15 protein-coding genes and 2 tRNA genes are annotated in these 19,121 nt (G+C 41.8%); 10 read left to right on the forward strand and 7 right to left on the reverse strand.

The genetic code is table 11. The features are described 5' to 3' along the window. Positions 1-3: 3 nt before the first annotated feature. Both paeA and AC4CU2_RS04525 read right to left on the reverse strand, forming a co-directional pair. The gene (gene paeA / locus AC4CU2_RS04520) at positions 4-1,332 is read right to left on the reverse strand and encodes a polyamine export protein PaeA (protein WP_078425332.1); all 1,329 of its coding nucleotides are present in this window, start codon (positions 1,330-1,332) and stop codon (positions 4-6) included. 127 nt (positions 1,333-1,459) lie between these two features. Further along, positions 1,460-2,449: a LysR family transcriptional regulator gene (locus AC4CU2_RS04525; RefSeq protein ID WP_004695623.1), complete on the reverse strand. Its 990-nt coding sequence runs from the start codon at positions 2,447-2,449 to the stop codon at positions 1,460-1,462. A gap of 647 nt (positions 2,450-3,096) precedes the next feature. On the opposite strand from AC4CU2_RS04525, the gene AC4CU2_RS04530 reads away from it, so the two are divergent. Next, positions 3,097-4,701, forward strand: coding sequence for an isocitrate lyase (locus AC4CU2_RS04530; protein ID WP_078388603.1), 1,605 nt, complete (start codon positions 3,097-3,099; stop codon positions 4,699-4,701). A 103-nt stretch (positions 4,702-4,804) separates the two neighbouring features. Here AC4CU2_RS04530 and AC4CU2_RS04535 read toward each other — a convergent pair whose 3' ends face one another. Both AC4CU2_RS04535 and AC4CU2_RS04540 read right to left on the reverse strand, forming a co-directional pair. Then, positions 4,805-5,179, reverse strand: a complete 375-nt coding sequence (locus AC4CU2_RS04535; protein WP_078425379.1) for a diacylglycerol kinase — start codon at positions 5,177-5,179, stop codon at positions 4,805-4,807. A 206-nt stretch (positions 5,180-5,385) separates the two neighbouring features. Further along, on the reverse strand, positions 5,386-6,531 hold the full coding sequence (locus tag AC4CU2_RS04540) for a glycerophosphodiester phosphodiesterase (RefSeq protein WP_201952092.1): 1,146 nt from the start codon (positions 6,529-6,531) through the stop codon (positions 5,386-5,388). Between the two features lie 256 nt (positions 6,532-6,787). Between AC4CU2_RS04540 and AC4CU2_RS04545 the strand changes: the two genes are divergently transcribed. The 4 genes from AC4CU2_RS04545 (at position 6,788) to AC4CU2_RS04560 (ending at position 12,453) form a co-directional block, all read left to right on the forward strand. Next, a complete protein-coding gene (locus tag AC4CU2_RS04545; RefSeq protein WP_490768343.1) occupies positions 6,788-9,892 on the forward strand; it encodes a multidrug efflux RND transporter permease subunit in 3,105 nt (1,034 codons plus the stop codon). 133 nt (positions 9,893-10,025) lie between these two features. Continuing rightward, complete coding sequence (mgtE, locus tag AC4CU2_RS04550) at positions 10,026-11,372, forward strand: magnesium transporter (protein WP_201952085.1); 1,347 nt, start codon at positions 10,026-10,028, stop codon at positions 11,370-11,372. A gap of 115 nt (positions 11,373-11,487) precedes the next feature. Further along, positions 11,488-12,081, forward strand: a complete 594-nt coding sequence (locus AC4CU2_RS04555) for a DUF4112 domain-containing protein (protein WP_201952082.1) — start codon at positions 11,488-11,490, stop codon at positions 12,079-12,081. A gap of 6 nt (positions 12,082-12,087) precedes the next feature. After that, a complete protein-coding gene (locus AC4CU2_RS04560) occupies positions 12,088-12,453 on the forward strand; it encodes a bleomycin resistance protein (RefSeq protein ID WP_201952079.1) in 366 nt (121 codons plus the stop codon). A 71-nt stretch (positions 12,454-12,524) separates the two neighbouring features. On the opposite strand, the gene htpX is transcribed toward AC4CU2_RS04560, so the two are convergent. Further along, positions 12,525-13,430: a protease HtpX gene (gene htpX, locus AC4CU2_RS04565; protein WP_004695643.1), complete on the reverse strand. Its 906-nt coding sequence runs from the start codon at positions 13,428-13,430 to the stop codon at positions 12,525-12,527. Positions 13,431-13,547: 117 nt separating this feature from the next. Beyond that, positions 13,548-14,420 (reverse strand): lytic transglycosylase domain-containing protein, encoded by an 873-nt coding sequence (locus AC4CU2_RS04570; protein WP_062033993.1) that lies wholly within the window; start codon positions 14,418-14,420, stop codon positions 13,548-13,550. A 502-nt stretch (positions 14,421-14,922) separates the two neighbouring features. On the opposite strand from AC4CU2_RS04570, the gene ttcA reads away from it, so the two are divergent. Next, a complete protein-coding gene (gene ttcA, locus AC4CU2_RS04575) occupies positions 14,923-15,846 on the forward strand; it encodes a tRNA 2-thiocytidine(32) synthetase TtcA (RefSeq protein WP_004695645.1) in 924 nt (307 codons plus the stop codon). A gap of 226 nt (positions 15,847-16,072) precedes the next feature. Beyond that, entirely contained in the window at positions 16,073-16,456 is a 384-nt protein-coding gene (locus tag AC4CU2_RS04580) for an SCP2 sterol-binding domain-containing protein (protein ID WP_004695646.1), read from the forward strand. Between the two features lie 67 nt (positions 16,457-16,523). Here AC4CU2_RS04580 and AC4CU2_RS04585 read toward each other — a convergent pair whose 3' ends face one another. After that, on the reverse strand, positions 16,524-17,636 hold the full coding sequence (locus tag AC4CU2_RS04585) for an MltF family protein (protein ID WP_029575083.1): 1,113 nt from the start codon (positions 17,634-17,636) through the stop codon (positions 16,524-16,526). A 365-nt stretch (positions 17,637-18,001) separates the two neighbouring features. On the opposite strand from AC4CU2_RS04585, the gene greB reads away from it, so the two are divergent. The 3 genes from greB (at position 18,002) to AC4CU2_RS04600 (ending at position 18,985) form a co-directional block, all read left to right on the forward strand. Next, complete coding sequence (gene greB, locus AC4CU2_RS04590) at positions 18,002-18,496, forward strand: transcription elongation factor GreB (RefSeq protein WP_004695648.1); 495 nt, start codon at positions 18,002-18,004, stop codon at positions 18,494-18,496. A gap of 89 nt (positions 18,497-18,585) precedes the next feature. Further along, positions 18,586-18,675 (forward strand) — tRNA-Ser (locus AC4CU2_RS04595). A gap of 220 nt (positions 18,676-18,895) precedes the next feature. Beyond that, positions 18,896-18,985: transfer RNA gene (locus AC4CU2_RS04600), tRNA-Ser, on the forward strand. Positions 18,986-19,121 lie beyond the last annotated feature (136 nt).

Here is a 19,121-nt window from a genome sequence, read left to right on the forward strand (position 1 = left end):
TTTCTATTCATCGACTGTTTGGGTTGCAGGCTGTAGTGTTTCTTCAAGTAAGCGCGTCACTAAAAGTTGGTCAATCTTAAAATGATCGACATCAACCACTTCAAATTTAAAGCCTGCGTATTCTACGGTATCGGCAGGGCGTGGAATTTTGCGTAGACGGTACATCATAAAACCAGCCAAGGTTTCATAATTTTCTTCATCTGGCATTTCATCAATGGCCAGTGCATGCTTCATGTCTTCAATCGGCGTGCTGCCATCAATCAGCCATGAATTATTATCACGTTTAATGATCTGTTGTTCGGCTTCAATTGGAGTAACCCAGTCGCCCATGACCGTAATCATAATGTCTGACAGGGTGATGACGCCCACGACCAAAGCATATTCATTAATCACAACAGCAAACTTTTCTTTGGTGGAGCGGAAACGGTCTAATAACTCAGACAAGGTTAATGTGTCTGGAATGGTGAGAACATTACGAATGGTGCTTTCATTGAGTTGTAGTAAAGATTGATTATTCAGAATTCGGACCAGAATGTCTTTGGCATCGACATAGCCAATTACATCGTCAATATTTTCACTACAGACTAAGAACTTAGAATAAGGATATTCAGCCAATTTTTGACGAATGCTGGCTTCGGATTCATTTAAAGTAAAATACACCACATTTTCACGCGTGGTCATACTTGAAGGAACGTTCCGCTCTTCAAGTTCAAATACGTTTTCAATGAAATGGTGTTCTTGCTTTTGCAGTACCCCAGCTTGCGCACCCGCATCCATCACTGCAGAAATATCAGCGAAAGTAATATTGTCATCACGGATAGTATTAATTTTAAACAAGCGGAACAGCAAATTCGCGATGGCATTGATACCCCAGGCCAATGGCTTGCAAATTTTGATAAAAACTTGAATCGGGTTAATGACAGAAACTGCAATTTTTTCTGGTGCAATCATGGCCATGCGTTTCGGCATTAAATCTGCAAAAAGAATAAATAGCGAGGTAACCAAGCTAAAGGAGAGGATAAAGCCAATGTTTTCAGTCCATGGGCCTTGATAAATGCGATTTACAAAATTTACGATATAGGGGCGAAATGCTGCTTCACCCAAGATACCACCGAGAATGGCAACCGCGTTTAAGCCAATTTGCGAAGCCGCAAAGAAATCAGCGGATTGTTCTTGCAAGTCTAAAACTTTTTGGGCGCGTTCCTCGCCAGCTTCTGCAAGAATTTTAAGTTTGACCTTACGTGCACCGGCAAGGGCAATCTCCGTTAAAGAGAGAAAACCGGCTCCGGCAATCAGTATCGCGATGATGAGGATATTCTGGAAAAGGCTCACGAATCCACCTGTAGATCATCATTATTATGAATATTTTTAACACAAAAAATAAAGACAGTAATCACTTACTGTCTTCTATCATACCTGAGTTATTGGTATGAAAATGAATTATTTAGAGCTTGAATGCTTAATAATGTGAGAATTGCGAGTTATTGCCTAAAAACTCACGATTTTCTTCCTCAATCATTTGACGTGCCACATACAAAATCAGCTGTCTGAGCCAGCGATGTGCAGGATGGTGATGTAACAGTGGACACCATGCCATTTTCAACTCAAGTTCTGGAATATAAAAAGGTGGGTCTTTAATCAGGAGGTTTTGACTTTTGGCTTGCAAGCGTGCAATACGGGTCGGTAAAGTTGCGATCAAGTCTACATTTGAAGCCAATAGTGCAGGCATTTGATAATGTCGAGTGAAGACCGAAATTTTACGTTTTTGGCCAATACGCTCTAAAGCTTGATCAATCCAACCTAGACCTGCTTGTTTTTCAGGGTTAACGCCGAAACCAACGCCCATACCTGTTTTAGAGACCCAAATATGCTGTGCATCGAGGTAACTTTTTAGGTTTAAATTGCTGGCAGCAGGGTGTTTACCATTGAGCAAACATGAAAAACTGTCACGCCAGACTAAAACTTGGTGGAAGCTTTGTGGAATTTCATTGAAACGGTTAATCGCAAGATCAACTTTACCTTGTTCCATATCACGATATGACACATCACTTGGAGTTAAGAAGTCTAAGACCACATTGGGAGCTTCTGAACGCAGTGCTTTAACGAGGCGGGGAACTAAGGTGGCTTCGGCATAGTCCGAAGTCATAATACGGAAAACACGATTTGAGGTATAAGGACGGAACTCGGTACGAGGTTCCAAAATCATGGAGAGATCAGAAAGAGCGTCACGTATGCGGGGTTGTAATTCTAAAGCTCGTTCGGTCGGTGTCATACCTTCAGAAGAGCGAATTAGCAGGGGATCATTAAATAAGTTACGAAGACGACGTAGAATATTACTCATTGCTGGTTGGGTGACACCCAATTGTTCAGCTGCTCGGGTTACATTTTTTTCGCGTAAAAGTACGTCCAAGTAAATTAAGAGGTTTAGATCAACCCGCTCCAGATTCATAAAATAAATACCGAGAATAAAATCATGAAATTATTTGCATTATGCCATAAGCCATCGGGCTTGTGTAATAAACTGACGAAAAAAAAAGCATCGGGTTGTATAAAGAATGCCCCCTTCATTTTCTAAGAAAATGGGTTTTTATGCTTAAAAACGGAGGGCATATTAGTCCTAAGGAATGTTTTAATATGTGTGAATTGAGGCTCAGATTATCGCCTAGAAAATGGCTTGATATAGCTTATTTTTGGTGGAATAAAAGCGTGATAAATACTCTTTTTTCTGAATATTGAACTTTTGTCATTTCGGTCACATTAAGTATTGATTTTCGGTTGGGACTCTTTTTTTCAACGGCCGAGACTTAAGTCTAATGAAGAAATATTCGACAAAGTATGTATTTTTTACGGTTTTCTTATTTTATTTAAGTTTAAAAATAACAATTACTTAATTATGTTTTATCGAAATATAATTAGACTTTTATCTATATATTTTTTAAATAAATACTGAAAATTAATGCAGAATATTGGATTAATTTATTCTGTCAATCTAATCTGTATTCATCGCAACGAAGCGCTCTAAATCTAAGCAAAAGCTTGAGGGTCTGATTTTAGCTTTTCGTTGAAGAAAATCCTAATATTATTACAGGAAATATCATGACTACATATCAAACAGCGATTGATGCAATCCGCGAATTAAAAGCAAAATTCGGTAGCACTTGGGCAGACATCAGTCCTGAAGATGCTGCGCGTATGCAAATCCAAAACCGTTTCAAAACTGGTTTAGATATCGCTAAATACACAGCTGCAATTATGCGTCGTGATATGGCTGCTTATGATGCTGACTCTAGCAAATACACTCAGTCTTTGGGTTGCTGGCACGGTTTCATCGCACAACAAAAAATGATTGCGAACAAAAAATACTTCGGTACGACTGAACGTCGTTACATCTACCTTTCTGGTTGGATGGTTGCTGCGCTTCGTTCAGAATTTGGTCCACTTCCTGACCAATCTATGCATGAAAAAACTTCAGTACCTGCGTTGATCGAAGAAATCTACACGTTCTTACGCCAAGCTGATGCGAAAGAATTAAACGACCTTTTCCGTGCGCTTAAAAAAGCAAACGAAGCAGGCGATACTGCTAAAGCTGCTGAAATCACTGCACAAATCGACGGTTTCCAAACTCACGTTGTGCCAATTATTGCAGACATCGATGCTGGCTTCGGTAACGAAGAAGCGACTTACTTACTTGCTAAGAAAATGATCGAAGCGGGTGCTTGTGCACTACAAATCGAAAACCAAGTATCTGACGCGAAACAATGTGGTCACCAAGCTGGTAAAGTAACTGTTCCTCACGAAGACTTCATCTCTAAAATCCATGCATTACGTTATGCATTCTTAGAAATGGGTCTTGACGACGGTATCATCGTTGCGCGTACTGACTCTGAAGGCGCTGACTTGACTCAAAAAATCCCAGTGGTTAAAGAGCCAGGCGACATCGCTTCTCAATACATCGGTTTCCTAGACACTGTTGAAATTGACATTGCTGATGCTCAAGAAGACGAAATCTTAATCAAGCGTGATGGTAAACTTCACCGTCCAAAACGTTTGGCTTCTGGTTTATACCAATTCCGTCCAGACACACAAATTGACCGTGTTGTTCTTGACTGTGTATCTAGCCTTCAAAATGGTGCTGACCTTCTTTGGATCGAAACTGCGACTCCAAACGTTGACGAAATCGCGCACATGGTTAACCGTGTTAAAGAAACAGTTCCAAATGCGAAACTTGTTTACAACAACTCTCCATCATTCAACTGGACGTTGAACTTCCGTCAACAAGCTTACGACCGTTGGGTTGCTGAAGGTAAAGACGTTTCTGCTTACGACCGTGCTAAATTAATGAGCGCTGAGTACGATGCTACTGAATTAGCTGCTGATGCAGACGCTAAGATCCGTACATTCCAAGCAGATGCTGCTCGTGAAGCGGGTGTGTTCCATCACTTGATCACACTTCCGACTTACCACACTGCTGCTCTTTCTACTCATGAGCTTGCACAAGGTTACTTCGGTTCTGAAGGTATGTTGGCTTATGTTGCTGGCGTACAACGTAAAGAAATCCGTGGTGGTATCGCTTGTGTTAAACACCAAGCAATGGCGGGTTCTGACATCGGTGATGATCACAAAGAAATCTTCTCTGGTGACAACGCTCTTAAAGCGCACGATGATGCTAAAAACACAATGAACCAATTCGCTGCTCACTAAGCACTGAACTGATTCATAAAAAAACCCTGCTAAAGCAGGGTTTTTTTATGACTTAATTTTAAGCTTGTTGAACAGATTGAACATGAAATATTGAACAAAAATGTTAAGGCATCAGAATCAGTAGCCAAACTATAAAGATAATACTTAAAGAAACAAACTGTGCAGCACTGCCCATGTCTTTGGCATTTTTTGAAAGCTCATGCCGCTCCAGTGAAATACGGTCTACAATCGCCTCAATCGCTGAATTGAACAATTCAACAATAATTGCAAGTAAGCACACTGCTACCATGAGGGCTTGTTCTAAGCGACTGACATCACAGAAAAAGCTTGTTGGAATCAGAATCAGGTTAATCAACAGGACTTGGCGAAAAGCAGCTTCGTGTGCAAATGCGGCCTTGAAACCTGAAATGGAATAATGAGTTGCATTAAAAATACGTTTAAAACCTGACTTGCCTTTGAGTGGGGAATATTGGCTCATACCATCAACCATTTTAAAATTTCAGCCACAATACATGATCTATATTAAAAGTCACTTAATTATAGTATTCAAAAAGTGCTTAATCTATGCGCACATAAAATAAGGAGAAAGAGATTAAAAAGCCTACTTTTAATCTCTGTTGTTAAAGGATGGATATGGGTTTGACCTAAACGAGATGCTCAGTTGTTTGGTTTTCTTTGTGTGACTTATTCTATTTTTTTCAAAAAAGCATCCGCTGCTTGACGTCCCAAAGCAGGGTCATCGGTAAAGACACCATCCACTCCCGCTTTAAAGAAAATCTCAAACTCAGCCAGTGCACCTTTTTCGCACTTTTCAGCGGCAATGGCGCTACAGTCTAAATAATCTGGTAAGAAATTGTTTTCAGGGCGTAGGGTATAAGGATGTACTTTTAAGCCCACTGCGTGTGCATCGTTCACAAAACTGGTCGGGGTCACCGGCTGAGTATTCGGCACGATATAGGTTTTACTTGGCCCAACACCATGCGCATAACTTGCGACATCTTTTAGCCCTTGAGGTGTGGCCATATCACTATAGCGGAGTGTCGATTTGGCAAGCATAGCATCGGCAGGTTGTTCGGACTTGCCACCATAGAGTTGAATAATTTTGGCATGTCGAATCGATTTTAATTGATCCAACTGTTGACGCATCTGTTTTAAGTTGCTGACTTCAAACGACTGGATATAGACTGGCGCAATGTCACGACTATAGGTGTGTTTGGCCAGCGTGGTTAATAAGCGTTGCTCCATGGCCAAATTGAGACCTTGGAAATAGCTGGGATGTTTTGTTTCGATATACAAGCCCACAATTTTTCCTGTCTTTTTATAGTGCGCATCTACGAGTTCAATAATTTCATCTAAAGTGGGAAGATCGAATTGATCATTATATTGGATATTCGCTGGACGAATTTCTGGAATACGTTCTCGCGCCTTCAGTTGCTTCAGCTCGTTTAAAGTAAAGTCTTCAGTAAACCAACCTGTGTAAGTCACGCCATCAACGACTTTACTGGTCTTCCGTTCTGCAAACTGCGGCAAGCTGCTGACATTGGTGGTTCCTCCGATTTCATTTTCATGGCGAGCGACTAAATAACCGTCTAGAGTTGGCACCAAATCAGGCTCAATAAAATCTGCACCATCATCAATCGCTTTTTGATAAGCGGCTAAGGTGTGTTCAGGGCGTAGCGCGCTGGCGCCGCGATGTCCAATAATGAGGAGTTTAGGCTCAATGTATTCGGCGTTGTTTGGCGGTGGTTGCGACGTTGCATTGTCTTTCTCATCATGATGACAGCCCAATAAGCCTAAAAAAATAAAACTCAATAATGTTCTTTTTAACATGTGTTCCTCAACATTTTATTGTGGTGTTGCGGACTCAGTTTTCAATTTTAATATCTCAGATCAATGACAAATTGCGAAAAATTACAGGATGTCATCAATTGGTCAAAAAGCTTTCTTCATAGTTTCTTCATATTTAGCTCTAATGTTCTATTTCATGTTGTTAAGTCTTGTTTTTTAATGATTCGTCATAGAAGATCAAGCATGAAGTGATACCAGTTTCTAGATCTAGCCTCAGACCCAAGAGTACCGCAGACCCATGCTGTCTAAATTTTTTATTCATCGTCCAATTTTTGCTGGTGTGCTGGCGATTATCGTGATGGCATTTGGTTTATTTGCCACCTTTCAGTTGCCTGTAGAGCGCTACCCCGATATTGCACCTCCGCGAATTACGGTGAGTGTAACATATACAGGTGCGTCGGCAGAGACGGTGGAGGAGAGCGTTACTCAGGTTTTAGAGCAGCAAATTAAAGGGATTGATCATTTACTGTATTTTAGTTCGAGCAGTGACTCGAATGGCCGTAGTCGAATCAGCATTAGTTTTGAAAATGGAACAGACCCAGATACCGCTCAGGTTCAAGTTCAAAATGCCATCAATGGGGTGATTAACCGTTTACCAGAAGATGTACAGCGTCAAGGGGTCAATGTCTATAAGTCGCTTGGCGATACGCATATGGTAATTGGCCTATATGACCAAACAGGCAAAAGCAGCAATATTGCACTGTCAGATTATATGATGACGCATTTGGAGCAAGATTTAGCCCGTATTGCTGGGGTTGGCGAGGTTGATGTTTTTGGTGCACAGTATGCCATGCGCTTATGGCTGAATCCACACAAACTGCGTCAATATGGACTGATGCCAAGCGATATACGTGCAGCGGTTGAAGCGCAAAATACGCAAGTGGCCGCAGGGGCAATTGGCGAGTTACCCAGCCTGTCAGACCAATATTTAAATGCCAAAGTCACCTCTGGTACACGTCTAAAAACCGTTGAAGAATTTGAAAACATCATTGTCAAATCGACCCGCGATGGCAGTTTTATTTATTTAAAAGACGTTGCACGGGTGGAACTGGGCGCGGAAAATTACCAGTCGTTTAATACCATTAATGGTTTTCCTTCAGCGGGGATGGGCATTTCATTGTCTTCAGGTGCCAATGCCTTAGCGACGTCTGCATTGATTAAGCAAGAAGTTGCCCGTTTATCTTCTAAACTGCCTGAAGGCTATCAAATTGTGTATCCGCGTGATAACACGCCTTTTGTACAAGAGTCGATTAAGGAAGTGGTCAAAACACTGTTTGAAGCAGTGCTTTTGGTGATTGTGGTCATGTTTGTCTTTTTGCAAAATTGGCGTGCAACGCTGATACCGACCATCACAGTGCCTGTTGTAATTTTGGGCACACTTGCCATTCTGTATGTGCTCGGGATGAGTATCAACACCTTAACCTTATTTGCATTGGTCTTAGCGATCGGGCTTTTGGTGGATGATGCGATTGTGGTGGTGGAAAACGTTGAACGGCTGATGCATGAACAGCAGATGAGTGCTCAACAAGCCTCAATTGCATCGATGCAGGAAATCAGTGGGGCATTGATTGGGATTACTTTGGTGTTAACCGCAGTGTTTATTCCCATGGCCTTTTTCGGTGGCTCGACAGGAGTGATCTACCGTCAGTTTTCAATGACCTTAGTTGCTGCCATGGCGCTATCGCTGCTGGTCGCATTGATTCTGACGCCAGCGTTGTGCGCCTTAATTTTAAAACCCAATGATAAATCGCCACGATGGGCAACTTGGTTTAATCTGAAATTGGATCAGCTAAAACAGCGTTATTTAAAGCTGAGTAGCCAGACCATTCAGCACAGTAAAATCATGCTGGTGGTTTTTGTGGGGTTAATTGCTGTCTTTGCGCTGTTTTATCGAGCATTACCGACCAGTTTTATTCCCAGTGAAGATCAAGGTATTTTAAGTGTGCAGTTTAAACTGGCCGATGGTGCACCAATGAGTCAAAGCCGTGTGGTTGGGGAAGAAATTCGCCAATATTTTTTAGACCAAGAACAGTCCAATATTAATTTGGTGATGATTCGCTATGGTCGCAATTTCTCAGGAACAGGACAAAATTTAGGTCAAGGTTTTATTGCGCTCAAACATTGGGATGATCGTAAGGGGAAAGAGAACTCCGCACAGGCGATTCGAGAACGGGCGATTGCTTATTTTAGGTCGCATCGAAATGCGCAAATTAATGTGAATATGCCGTCCTCAGTCAGTGGCTTAGGTCAAACCGATGGTATGGAGTTTTGGATACGTGATATCAATGGTGAAGGTCGTGCTTATTTAGAAGCGCAGTTCAAAACTTTGCAGGACACATCCAAGCAGTACTCTAGTTTTAGCAATTTGGATAAACGTTCTAACCCAGATAAAGCCGAACTTAAAGTGGATGTGAACCAAAAGCAAGCTTTGGCCAATGGACTGAGTCAGACTGCCATTAATAGCACTTTATCCAGTGCTTGGGGCGGAAGTTATATCAATGACTTTATTGACCGTGGTCGGATTAAGCGGGTAATTATGCAAGGGGATGCAGAGTTTCGTTCAAAACCTGATGATCTTCAAGCGTGGACCGTACGTAATGATCTGAACCAAATGATTCCTTTTACAAATTTTGCCCAAGTGTCTTGGAGTGGTGGCCCTGAGGTGGTGAATCGGTTTATGGGCTATACCGCACTAGAAATGGAGGCGGATACAGCACAAAATGTCAGTTCGGGACAAGCCATGCAAGAGGTACAAAACATGGTGCGAGAGCATGATGGTATTGATCTAGCATGGAGCGGATTATCGTTCGAGGAAAACAAGTCGAATAACCAAGCATTGCTGCTGTATTTGGTCTCCATAGGCTTTATCTTTTTATGCCTTGCTGCACTTTATGAAAGTTGGAGTATTCCAACGGCAGTCATGAGTGCGATTCCATTAGGTATAGGTGGCAATATTTTGTTCAGTTATCTGACTGGTTTTCCGAATGATATTTACTTCCAAATTGCCTTGCTGACCACAATTGGTCTGTCCTGTAAAAATGCGATTTTAATTGTGGAATTTGCTTCACTGGCGCAGCAAAAAGGCCAAACTGCAATTGAAGCAGCGTTGGAAGGAGCAAGCTTACGGTTACGCCCGATTTTAATGACGTCTTTGGCTTTTGGCGCGGGTGTCACACCTCTGGTCTTTGCCTTTGGTGCAGGGGCAGCAAGTCGTCAGGAAATTGGGGTGAGTGTACTCGGTGGCGTGATTTTTGGCACGGTATTAGTGTTGCTATTTATTCCTTTAATGTATGTCTTGGTTCGCCGTGTGTTTCATGGACGAACACCTCAGGACGAAGGTTAAGCTTGAATCCGAAACATTCGTATGCAGCGAATCGGCAAAGCGAACCTTTAACCCAATCAGGCCGAAAGACCTGACATTTAAAGATCCTTTGCTATACTCGCATAGATAAAGAAAAACAATATTTGAGTGGTGTATGCCAAATCCGTCATTTTCACAGCAAGATTTCCAAGAGCAATTAAATCAGCCCAATAACTATGCTTTTATCCATAGTCTGAAACAGTACAGCACTGCGGATTTGGCTGATATTTTAATGGGCCTGCCTATAAATGACCAAATTCGGCTATTGGAACAATTACCGCAAGCCAGTTATGTCTTTGAGTTTTTAGCATTAACCGAGCAGCAGCAGCTAGCAGCGCAATTGCCTCAGGCTTTGCTGGTGAAGTTATTGGCTCATATGCATTCGGATGACCGTACCGATTTATTTCAAAGCTTGGCACAAGAGGTTCAAGGTCAGATTTTTCCGCAGCTAGATGCGCATGTTCAAGCCCAGCTGAAGACCTTGATGGATTATCCTGCCGAGTCTGCGGGTGCAATTATGAGCACTGAGGTCATTACGGTACATGCCGAAATGACCATGCAACAGGCGATTCAACATATACGACAGCATGCAGCGGAAAGTGAAACTTTATATCTCATCTATGTGACCGATGCCTCGCGTTATTTACACGGTGTGATTTCGCTGCGGCAAATTATCCAGTCTCCGCCTGAGCAATTGATTGGACAGGTTATGACAAGCCATGTCATCACGGGTTTAGTCAGTGAGGATCAGGAAAGTATTGCACAGAAACTGGCTCACTATGATTTTATGGCTTTGCCCATTGTTGATGAGCAGCAGTGTCTATTGGGGATTGTGACTTATGACGATGCAATGGATGTGGTGCAACAAGAAACCACAGAAGATATTCTAAAAAGTAGTGCGGTTGCGGCCAGTCCGCAGATGAGTATTAAAACGGCTTCAATCCTCTTACTGTATAAGAAGCGGGTGTTTTGGTTGGTGTTTCTGGTTTTTGGCAGTTTACTCTCAGGGCTGGGGATTGCGCACTTTGAAGACTTGATTGCGGCACATATTGTTTTGGTATTTTTCCTACCTTTACTGGTAGGAAGTGGGGGAAATGCGGGGTCTCAATCCGCAACCTTAATGGTACGTGCACTGGCAACGGGCGATGTACATTTTAAAGACTGGTTTTATTTGCTAGGACGTGAAAGTTTGGTTGCGCTGTGTCTTGGCGGAACTATGGCAACGGCTGTTTCCATTTTGGGTTATTTCCGTGGGGACATTCTGGTCGCCGTAGTATTGGCACTGAGTATGATGGGCATTGTGTTGATGGGTTGTCTGATTGGTATGAGTCTGCCGTTTATCTTAAACCGCATGAAACTCGACCCAGCCAGTGCATCTGCACCTTTGGTCACCTCAATTTGTGATGCGTCAGGCGTGGTGGTATATCTGCTGATTGCGTCGCAAATTCTGACCTTGTCTTAAACTTATAAGCAATTGTTTCAGCACAAAGTTAGCACAGAAAAAAGTCATAAAAACCAGCATAATTCAGTGGTTTTATGATGTTAATGTGGTTGAAATGATGGAGGTCAGTAACAACATGCCTGAACCCTTAGAACAAAAAAAAATGAGCCAGCAAGATGTCATTCGTTTAGAGCGTGATTTGGCCAAATATGCCAATATGATGGATTCTGTGGTGCGTATTCCGTTCACCAAGCAGGGTGTTGGTGCTGATGCTGCGTTGAGTACTGTTCCGATTGCTGGTGATATCGCTGGTTTTGCCCTAACGTGTTATGCCATTTATAAAGCCAAGCAAATTGGCGTACCGCAAGAGAAATTGAGTCCAGTATTGAAGCTGGCTATGATTGACGCTGTGGTCGGTTTTATCCCTGTGCTAGGGACATTGTTTGATATTTTTATACGTCCGAGTCGTAAAGCACTGGATGTGGTTCATGACCATATTCGGGAAGAATACCAAATCCATTCAGATCATCATGTGACGCATCCTTTTCTTCATGAAAAATTAGAAAAGAAACAGCAACAATCCGAATTTTGGCGAAATCCAGTAGTGGCATGGCTTTGGCTACACATCCCCGATTTGTTTGGCCTGATCTTTTTGGTGTGTTTTATTGGCTTATTGTGGTGGGGTGGTAGTGTGATGTGGCATTGGTTACAGGAATTAAACTTAGGATAGCCGCTGATGAAATTTGAAGGTCAAATTACGGCGAATTTGCCAGCGATTGATTTAGCGCGCACCGCTTCATTTTACCAAGGCTTGGGCTTTAATCTGGTTTATCAGTCTGCAGAGTGGATGATTCTGCGTTTGGGCGAAATGACACTGGAATTTTTCCATCATCCGCATTTAGACCCAAATAGTTCATGGCATAGTGCCTGTATTCGCGTAGCGGAAATTCAACCCTATTATGAATACTGGTCTAAAGTGAATTGGTCGTTGTGGGAAAGCGCTCGTATGACTGATATTCAGGATTTTGACGAGTTCCGCCAGTTTTGTATCATTGACCCAAATGGCAGTTTATTACGCTGTATCGAAGTGACGATTAAATAAAAATGTTCTTATGCCGAGTCACAAAAAAAGCCTCCATGCGGAGGCTTTTTAAAATCTAGTCAACGAATTGTTTATGGACAATCGAGCTGTTGTAAAGCAGCAACACGTTGTTCAATCGTTGGGTGGGTTTGGAACAAAGCAGCTAAACTAAAGCCTTGCTCTTGACCTGCGGCGATTGCAAATGCTTTCATTTCTTTAGGCATCGCATCTGGAAGTTGTGACTCGGCTTGTAAACGTAACAAGGCTGAAATCATTGCTTGTTTGCCTGCAAGACGCGCGCCTGCTTCATCTGCACGATATTCGCGGTAGCGGGAGAACCACATCACGATTGCAGAAGCTAAAATACCAAAGACAATATCAAGCACGATGGTAATGGCAAAATAAGCTAAACCTGGTGCTTCACCGTCTTCACGACCAAAGACATTACGGTCAATGAAATCACCTGCGACACGTGCAAAGAACATCACAAAGGCGTTCACGACACCTTGAACCAGCGCCAAAGTCACCATGTCACCATTGGCCACGTGACCAATTTCGTGAGCCAAGACTGCGCGAAGCTCGTCTTTATTCATACGCTCAAGTAAGCCGGTAGAAACTGCAACTAATGCATCGTTCTTGTTCCAACCTGTAGCAAAAGCATTAGATTGGTAAGACGGGAAAATACCGACTTCTGGCATTTTAATACCAGAACGTTGCGCCAATTGAGCGACTTCTTGTAACAACCATGCTTCTGCTTGGTTGCGCGGGGCATTTGGGTCAATTAACTCTGTACCAGTTGTTTTTTTCGCCATCCATTTTGACATGAATAGAGAAATCATTGAGCCAACCATACCAAAGACAAAACAGATAACCAGTAGGTTACCTAGATTTAAGCCACCCGCGCCATGGTAACTACCGACACCGAAGAGTGACAAGATAATGCCAGCTACAACCAGTACCGCGAGGTTGGTTAGCAAGAACAAACCAATCCGCATCATTGAGAAAATCCTCTTATAATAAAAAAATAATCTGATTTATAAATCGAAAATCATTGATCTCAATATGAGGTGAAACTCTTCAAAATTCAAGAAAAAATAATAAAAATGCTATAAAAATTATTCTGAAATTTGAATGCGGGCAGAGGCAGTTGCATTGGCTGTGGCATAGGAACCAGGCGCATCAGTAAAACTGCCATCGGCTGCGAGGATAATTTGACGTGAAGGTGCGCTACGACTCACACTGAGTTGTGTGCTTGGAGAAGAGTCTGCATCGTAATGTGCAGATTGGGCAATGACTTGAGCATTGGCCGGTGTGTTATTCGAGCCTGAAGAGATGTTGATCCCGCCCGCATATAAATTGCTATAACGGCTACTCACGCGGCGAACATAGTCTTGAGTTTCACGGAAGGGTGGAATACCGCCGTACTTTTGTACATTGCCTTCGCCAGCATTGTAGCCTGCAAGCGCAAGACTGGTGTTGCCGTTAAAGCGTTTCATCAGCCATGCCAAATACTTGGCACCTGCATTTATGTTCTGCTGTGGATCATACGCATTAGAGACATTAAAGCGCCGTGCTGTCGCAGGCATGAGTTGCATAAGTCCCTGAGCCCCAACAGGTGAGCGTGCATTGACATTAAAGCCGGATTCAGTATGCATAACCGCTTTAATTAAGCCTTCAGAAACGCCGTGGGTTTGAGCCGCTTGGCGAATAATGTGGTCAAAAGCATTTTTGTTGCGACTATAACTGGGCAACACGGAAGACTCAGAAGCCCCCCAGTTACTATAACTGTGGATATTACTGTCTGGATAATAGGTTTTCTTTTCGACTTTTAAGTTGCTATAACGACTTTGTTTATTGGTTAACAAGGTTGTGCCGTTGGAATCTCTCAATTGGTAGATGGTTTGACCCGCGTGACAATCCAGTGCCATGAACGAAATCGTCATACACCCCAAAACGTAAAAACGACTCAAAAGCAGCTTATTTTTCATTATCTATTATTAATCGTAAAAAAAACGATTTCAGTGACTAGAAATGAGTTTAGCAAAAAAAGAACCGTCTGGAACTATTTTAAGTTCAAAAAATCCATGACTTTGTAAAAATCAAGTCAAATTGTTGAGCAAGTAATCAAAAAAAATAATTAATTTATTTTTAATGAGGATTGCTTGACTGGGTTAAGTTGTTGAAATTTAATGGTAAATAAATTGATCAAAAAATGATCAATTTAAATAGAAGCCTTAAAGAGTGGGGGGAACACCCTGTCAAGTCGATTAGAATCCACAAAGTTATCCCCAGCTTTTGTGGAAAAATGTGGAAAAGTCCAAAACATAAGCAGTTCAGCTAAAATATGAACGCAATCGTTCAAAGTTAAACCGATTTCAATACATGAATATGACAGCAATGACAATTCATGAGAATTTACATTCTTTAGGTGCGAGATGGCTGTGAATCGGATAAAATTGCGCGGTATTTTTTTTAAGGTTTAACTCGTCTATGTTCTCGCCAGTTGAGTCCAATCAGGGATTTAATTTTAAACCAGAACTACCCACTAGCTCTGCGTATTATCGTCTGTTGAAAAAGTTACGCCGTCAGGTGGGTCATGCCATTCGCGATTTTAAAATGATCGAAGAAGGCGATAAAGTGATGGTCTGCATTTCCGGTGGTAAGGACAGTTATACCTTGCTCGATATTATGTTGCAGTTTAAACGCATTGCACCGATCAATTTTGATGTGGTGGCTGTGAATTTGGACCAGAAGCAACCCGGTTTCCCTGAGGACGTGTTACCACGTTATTTAGAAGAGAATAATATTCCCTACTATATCTTAGAAAAAGACACCTACAGCATCACCAAACGTTTAACGCCTGAAGGCAAAACCTACTGTGCAGTTTGTTCACGCTTACGCCGTGGCTCTTTATACGGCTTTGCGCAAGAAATTGGCGCGACCAAAGTGGCGTTGGGGCATCACCGTGATGATATCTTGGCGACCTTCTTCTTGAACTTGTTCCATGGCGGTAGCTTAAAGGCGATGCCTCCTAAATTGCTATCGTCAGATAAAAAGAACATCTTGATTCGCCCACTGGCTTATGTGGAAGAAAAAGACATCATTAAATATGCTGAAATGCGTCAGTTCCCGATTATTCCGTGTAACTTGTGCGGTTCTCAGGAAAATCTGCAACGTGCCATGTTAAATGACATGTTGCGTGAGTGGGATAAAGCACATCCAAAGCGTCTACACAGTATTTTTGGCGCCTTGCAGAATGTTTCGCCATCGCAGTTGGCAGATCGTGAGTTATTCGACTTTGAAGCGTTAGATAGCGAACGTGAATTCGACTTTAAAGGTGAAAGTTGTTCAACGGAAGATGAACCGGAGAACAAACGCATTAACATGGTTAATCTTGGCTTTGCAGCAGACTAATTTTGTCAGTTAAGCCAATGCAAAACACCAATCAATGATTGGTGTTTTTTTATGTGGATGATTTTGATAAACTTTGTATAAGAAATATAAAATATGAACGGTACGTACAAAAAACTTTAGGCACATGTAGGATATACATGCTATAACAATCTCCGAGCGTATTTAGCTTCACAATGATGCCGTCTGGATAGGCAGCACACAACGAACAAAGAATTGAGGAAACATCATGCCTGCTTTTTTAACTGATGATTGGTTTTCAACTGTAGAAACATTAACTGCTCAAGCGGGGAATTTGAACCTGCCGCCAGCACTTGCGAATCTTGCAATTAACTTAGTTGTTGCTGACAATGCGGGTAATACCGAATTATCTTTAGATGGCGGCGCAATTAAAAAAGGCTTGTCTTCAAACGCGAAAACAACCTTGAACATGGATGCTGAAACACTACGTAAAGTGTTCCTTGAGTTTGATATGGCTGCAGCAATGCAAGCGTTCATGACGGGTAAAATAAAAGTTCAAGGCGATATGTCACAGTTGATGGCATTGCAAACAGCGAAGCCAAGCCAAGAGCAAAAAGATTTATTTAAGAAAGTGCTTGAGCAAACGGCTTAAGTGTTCTGAAATAAAAAAAAGCTTACCTTTATAGGTAAGCTTTTTTTATGCCAATAGAGATGATCTTTTAGATATTGACCAGCTGCGGCGTGGTTTTAATGTGCTCAAGATAAGCACGGATACGTGTCACATACTGTAGTGCTTGACGGTAACGGCCATTCTTCGCTTGGTTCTGTTGTAAGTAAGCATACAAATTGAGCCAGTTATTTGGGTCTTGACCTTGTGCCTGAATGCGTTTTTGAATCTGATTCACCGCACCCGGTCCCATATTGTACGCAACCAGTGCATACCAGTTCCGGTCAGGAAAGGGGATATCATCATAGCGACTCAGCATTTGGTCGTAGTACTTGGCACCACCTTGAATGCTTTGCGCTGGATCGGTACGGTTACTCACACCCATGGCTTTGGCTGTGCTATTGGTCAACATCATCAAACCACGTACACCCGTGGGAGAAACGGAGTTTGGTTTAAGATAAGACTCTTGATAACCAATCGCTGCCAATAAGTGCCAATCTAAATCGTACTTTTGCGCTGTGCTTTTAAAACTGGCCTTATAGATTGGCATACGCTGACGCAAATCGCGTTGAATCGTATTCCAGTTTTCAGGCTTCACGACATTACGGTTGTAAAAAGAGGCCAATTGACCAATTGAACCAGATTGTTTACCACGGCAGACAAATCCGCTCGCCGTTTGCGTTAATGGATCATTCGCATGTTTAAACACCCAGTTCAGTTCAGTATTGAGGCCATTTTTACGTAAAACGTTTAAATCACCACAAGTTGCAGAAAAGGTTGCGAGACTTTTTTGTTCAATCGTTTGAACACTTGCCGTCGTCATTGCAAAATTTGCTTTGCCCTGTGCTACCCATTTCAGTGCTGTAGCGTTATCGGGGACGGTTTTGAAGTCTAGCTTTACATTTAAGCTGTCTGCATAGTTACGTGCAAGGTCATAACCAAAACCATGCAAATGCTGACCATCTTTAAAAACGGTCGTTGGGTTTTCCACTGAAACGACAGTCAATTTATTATGATTGACGACGTTATCATATTGGTAGGTCTTACTTGCATTAATACTATGAAATGGAATTAACAAAGTACTTAAAGCAAGGGCTTTCAACGGGAGAGAGAAAGTTAATGAATTAAGGCAAAGCCTCGATCCAGAAGTTGAACTACTGTGCATGTTGTCTCCGCTACAAGTAATTTATGCCCTAGAACGCAAAGGCAAAAACATGCCTTAAAACGAGTTCAAGTTGTCTAAATTCAATAAGAGGTTGGGCATTCATGACGTCATTCAAAATGACATGGGATTAAGAAGATTATGTAGAAAAACTACATAGATTAAAAAATAGGCAACTAATTTAAGATGTGCGCATAATATATAGCAATTTTAAAAGTGTCAAATTTTGTGCAATATTTTTTTGAAAAATGTAACATAACGGTTTAATTTAATTAAGGAATTTATTTTATAAACTTCTGTTATGGAGAAATAAGGGATAAAATAATCCTTTGTTGTAAATCAATAAGCAGATTTAGACGGCATTCATCATGAAATCAAACTTAATTACACGTGCAGGTCACGACAAATTGGTGGCGGAATTAAAGCAGCTTTGGCATGAAGAACGCCCTGAAATTACCAAGAAAGTAAACTGGGCGGCGAGCCTTGGCGACCGTAGTGAAAACGCGGATTATCAGTACAACAAACAGATCTTACGTAAGATTGATCGACGGGTTCGCTACTTGGGAAAACGCCTCGAAGAACTTCGTATTATCGACTTTTCTGAAGAGCAGGCTGGCAAGATTTATTTTGGCGCTTGGGTCGAAATTGAAAATGACGCAGGGGAACAAAAAACCTTACGCATCGTCGGAGTAGATGAAATTTACGATCATCACCCGCAGCACATCTCCATCGACTCGCCGATGGCACGTGCTTTACTGTCCAAACAAGTCGATGATGAAATTGAAGTGTTGACGCCAACTGGAAAAAAACACTGGTATGTCAATTCAATTCGTTATGACAGACCTGAAAGTTCAGAGAACTAAAAGATTTTGTTTTAATTTTAGCCACTTGGTGTGATTTTTGAAGAAAAGTATTTGCCAAGTAGATTGAATGTTTATATGATGTCGCCCATGGAAGCGTGGCAGAGCGGTTTAATGCACCGGTCTTGAAAACCGACGAGGGTGTGAGTCCTCCGTGAGTTCGAATCTCACCGCTTCCGCCAAATTCAAAAAACCCTGACTGAGTCGGGGTTTTTTTATGCCTTTTTTTAAATTAATTTCTAAAAGAGGCCAAAGTTATCGCTCAATTTTTCGGGATATGCAGACTGTAAAGTTAATATCTTATTGAGATTGAACATTTTTTAGCTGAATAGTGGCTTTTTGCAGGCCATGAGATGAAAAATATTTGCCAAAAAATATTTTTATTTATATGATAGCGCCCATGGAAGCGTGGCAGAGCGGTTTAATGCACCGGTCTTGAAAACCGACGAGGGTGTGAGTCCTCCGTGAGTTCGAATCTCACCGCTTCCGCCAAATTATTTTTAAATACAAATTAAAATTAATCAATAACCCAAGTTTAAGTTGGGCCATTACGGCAAGCAGTGTGTGGAACAGCACATATAATGTCAGTGATCAAATTCTAAAAAAGCAGTCAGGCCTTCTCTTGCTG

Source organism: Acinetobacter sp. 797_lipA (genome assembly GCF_058243025.1).

What these genes read in the sequence shown, in the direction of transcription:
- AC4CU2_RS04525 (WP_004695623.1), bottom strand. Translation starts at nt 2,449, where the DNA reads ATGAATCTGGAGCGGGTTGATCTAAACCTCTTAATTTACTTGGACGTA.
- AC4CU2_RS04530 (WP_078388603.1), top strand. Translation starts at nt 3,097, where the DNA reads ATGACTACATATCAAACAGCGATTGATGCAATCCGCGAATTAAAAGCA.
- AC4CU2_RS04535 (WP_078425379.1), bottom strand. Translation starts at nt 5,179, where the DNA reads ATGAGCCAATATTCCCCACTCAAAGGCAAGTCAGGTTTTAAACGTATT.
- AC4CU2_RS04540 (WP_201952092.1), bottom strand. Translation starts at nt 6,531, where the DNA reads ATGTTAAAAAGAACATTATTGAGTTTTATTTTTTTAGGCTTATTGGGC.
- AC4CU2_RS04545 (WP_490768343.1), top strand. Translation starts at nt 6,788, where the DNA reads ATGCTGTCTAAATTTTTTATTCATCGTCCAATTTTTGCTGGTGTGCTG.
- mgtE (WP_201952085.1), top strand. Translation starts at nt 10,026, where the DNA reads ATGCCAAATCCGTCATTTTCACAGCAAGATTTCCAAGAGCAATTAAAT.
- AC4CU2_RS04555 (WP_201952082.1), top strand. Translation starts at nt 11,488, where the DNA reads ATGCCTGAACCCTTAGAACAAAAAAAAATGAGCCAGCAAGATGTCATT.
- AC4CU2_RS04560 (WP_201952079.1), top strand. Translation starts at nt 12,088, where the DNA reads ATGAAATTTGAAGGTCAAATTACGGCGAATTTGCCAGCGATTGATTTA.
- htpX (WP_004695643.1), bottom strand. Translation starts at nt 13,430, where the DNA reads ATGATGCGGATTGGTTTGTTCTTGCTAACCAACCTCGCGGTACTGGTT.
- AC4CU2_RS04570 (WP_062033993.1), bottom strand. Translation starts at nt 14,420, where the DNA reads ATGAAAAATAAGCTGCTTTTGAGTCGTTTTTACGTTTTGGGGTGTATG.
- ttcA (WP_004695645.1), top strand. Translation starts at nt 14,923, where the DNA reads ATGTTCTCGCCAGTTGAGTCCAATCAGGGATTTAATTTTAAACCAGAA.
- AC4CU2_RS04580 (WP_004695646.1), top strand. Translation starts at nt 16,073, where the DNA reads ATGCCTGCTTTTTTAACTGATGATTGGTTTTCAACTGTAGAAACATTA.
- AC4CU2_RS04585 (WP_029575083.1), bottom strand. Translation starts at nt 17,636, where the DNA reads ATGCACAGTAGTTCAACTTCTGGATCGAGGCTTTGCCTTAATTCATTA.
- greB (WP_004695648.1), top strand. Translation starts at nt 18,002, where the DNA reads ATGAAATCAAACTTAATTACACGTGCAGGTCACGACAAATTGGTGGCG.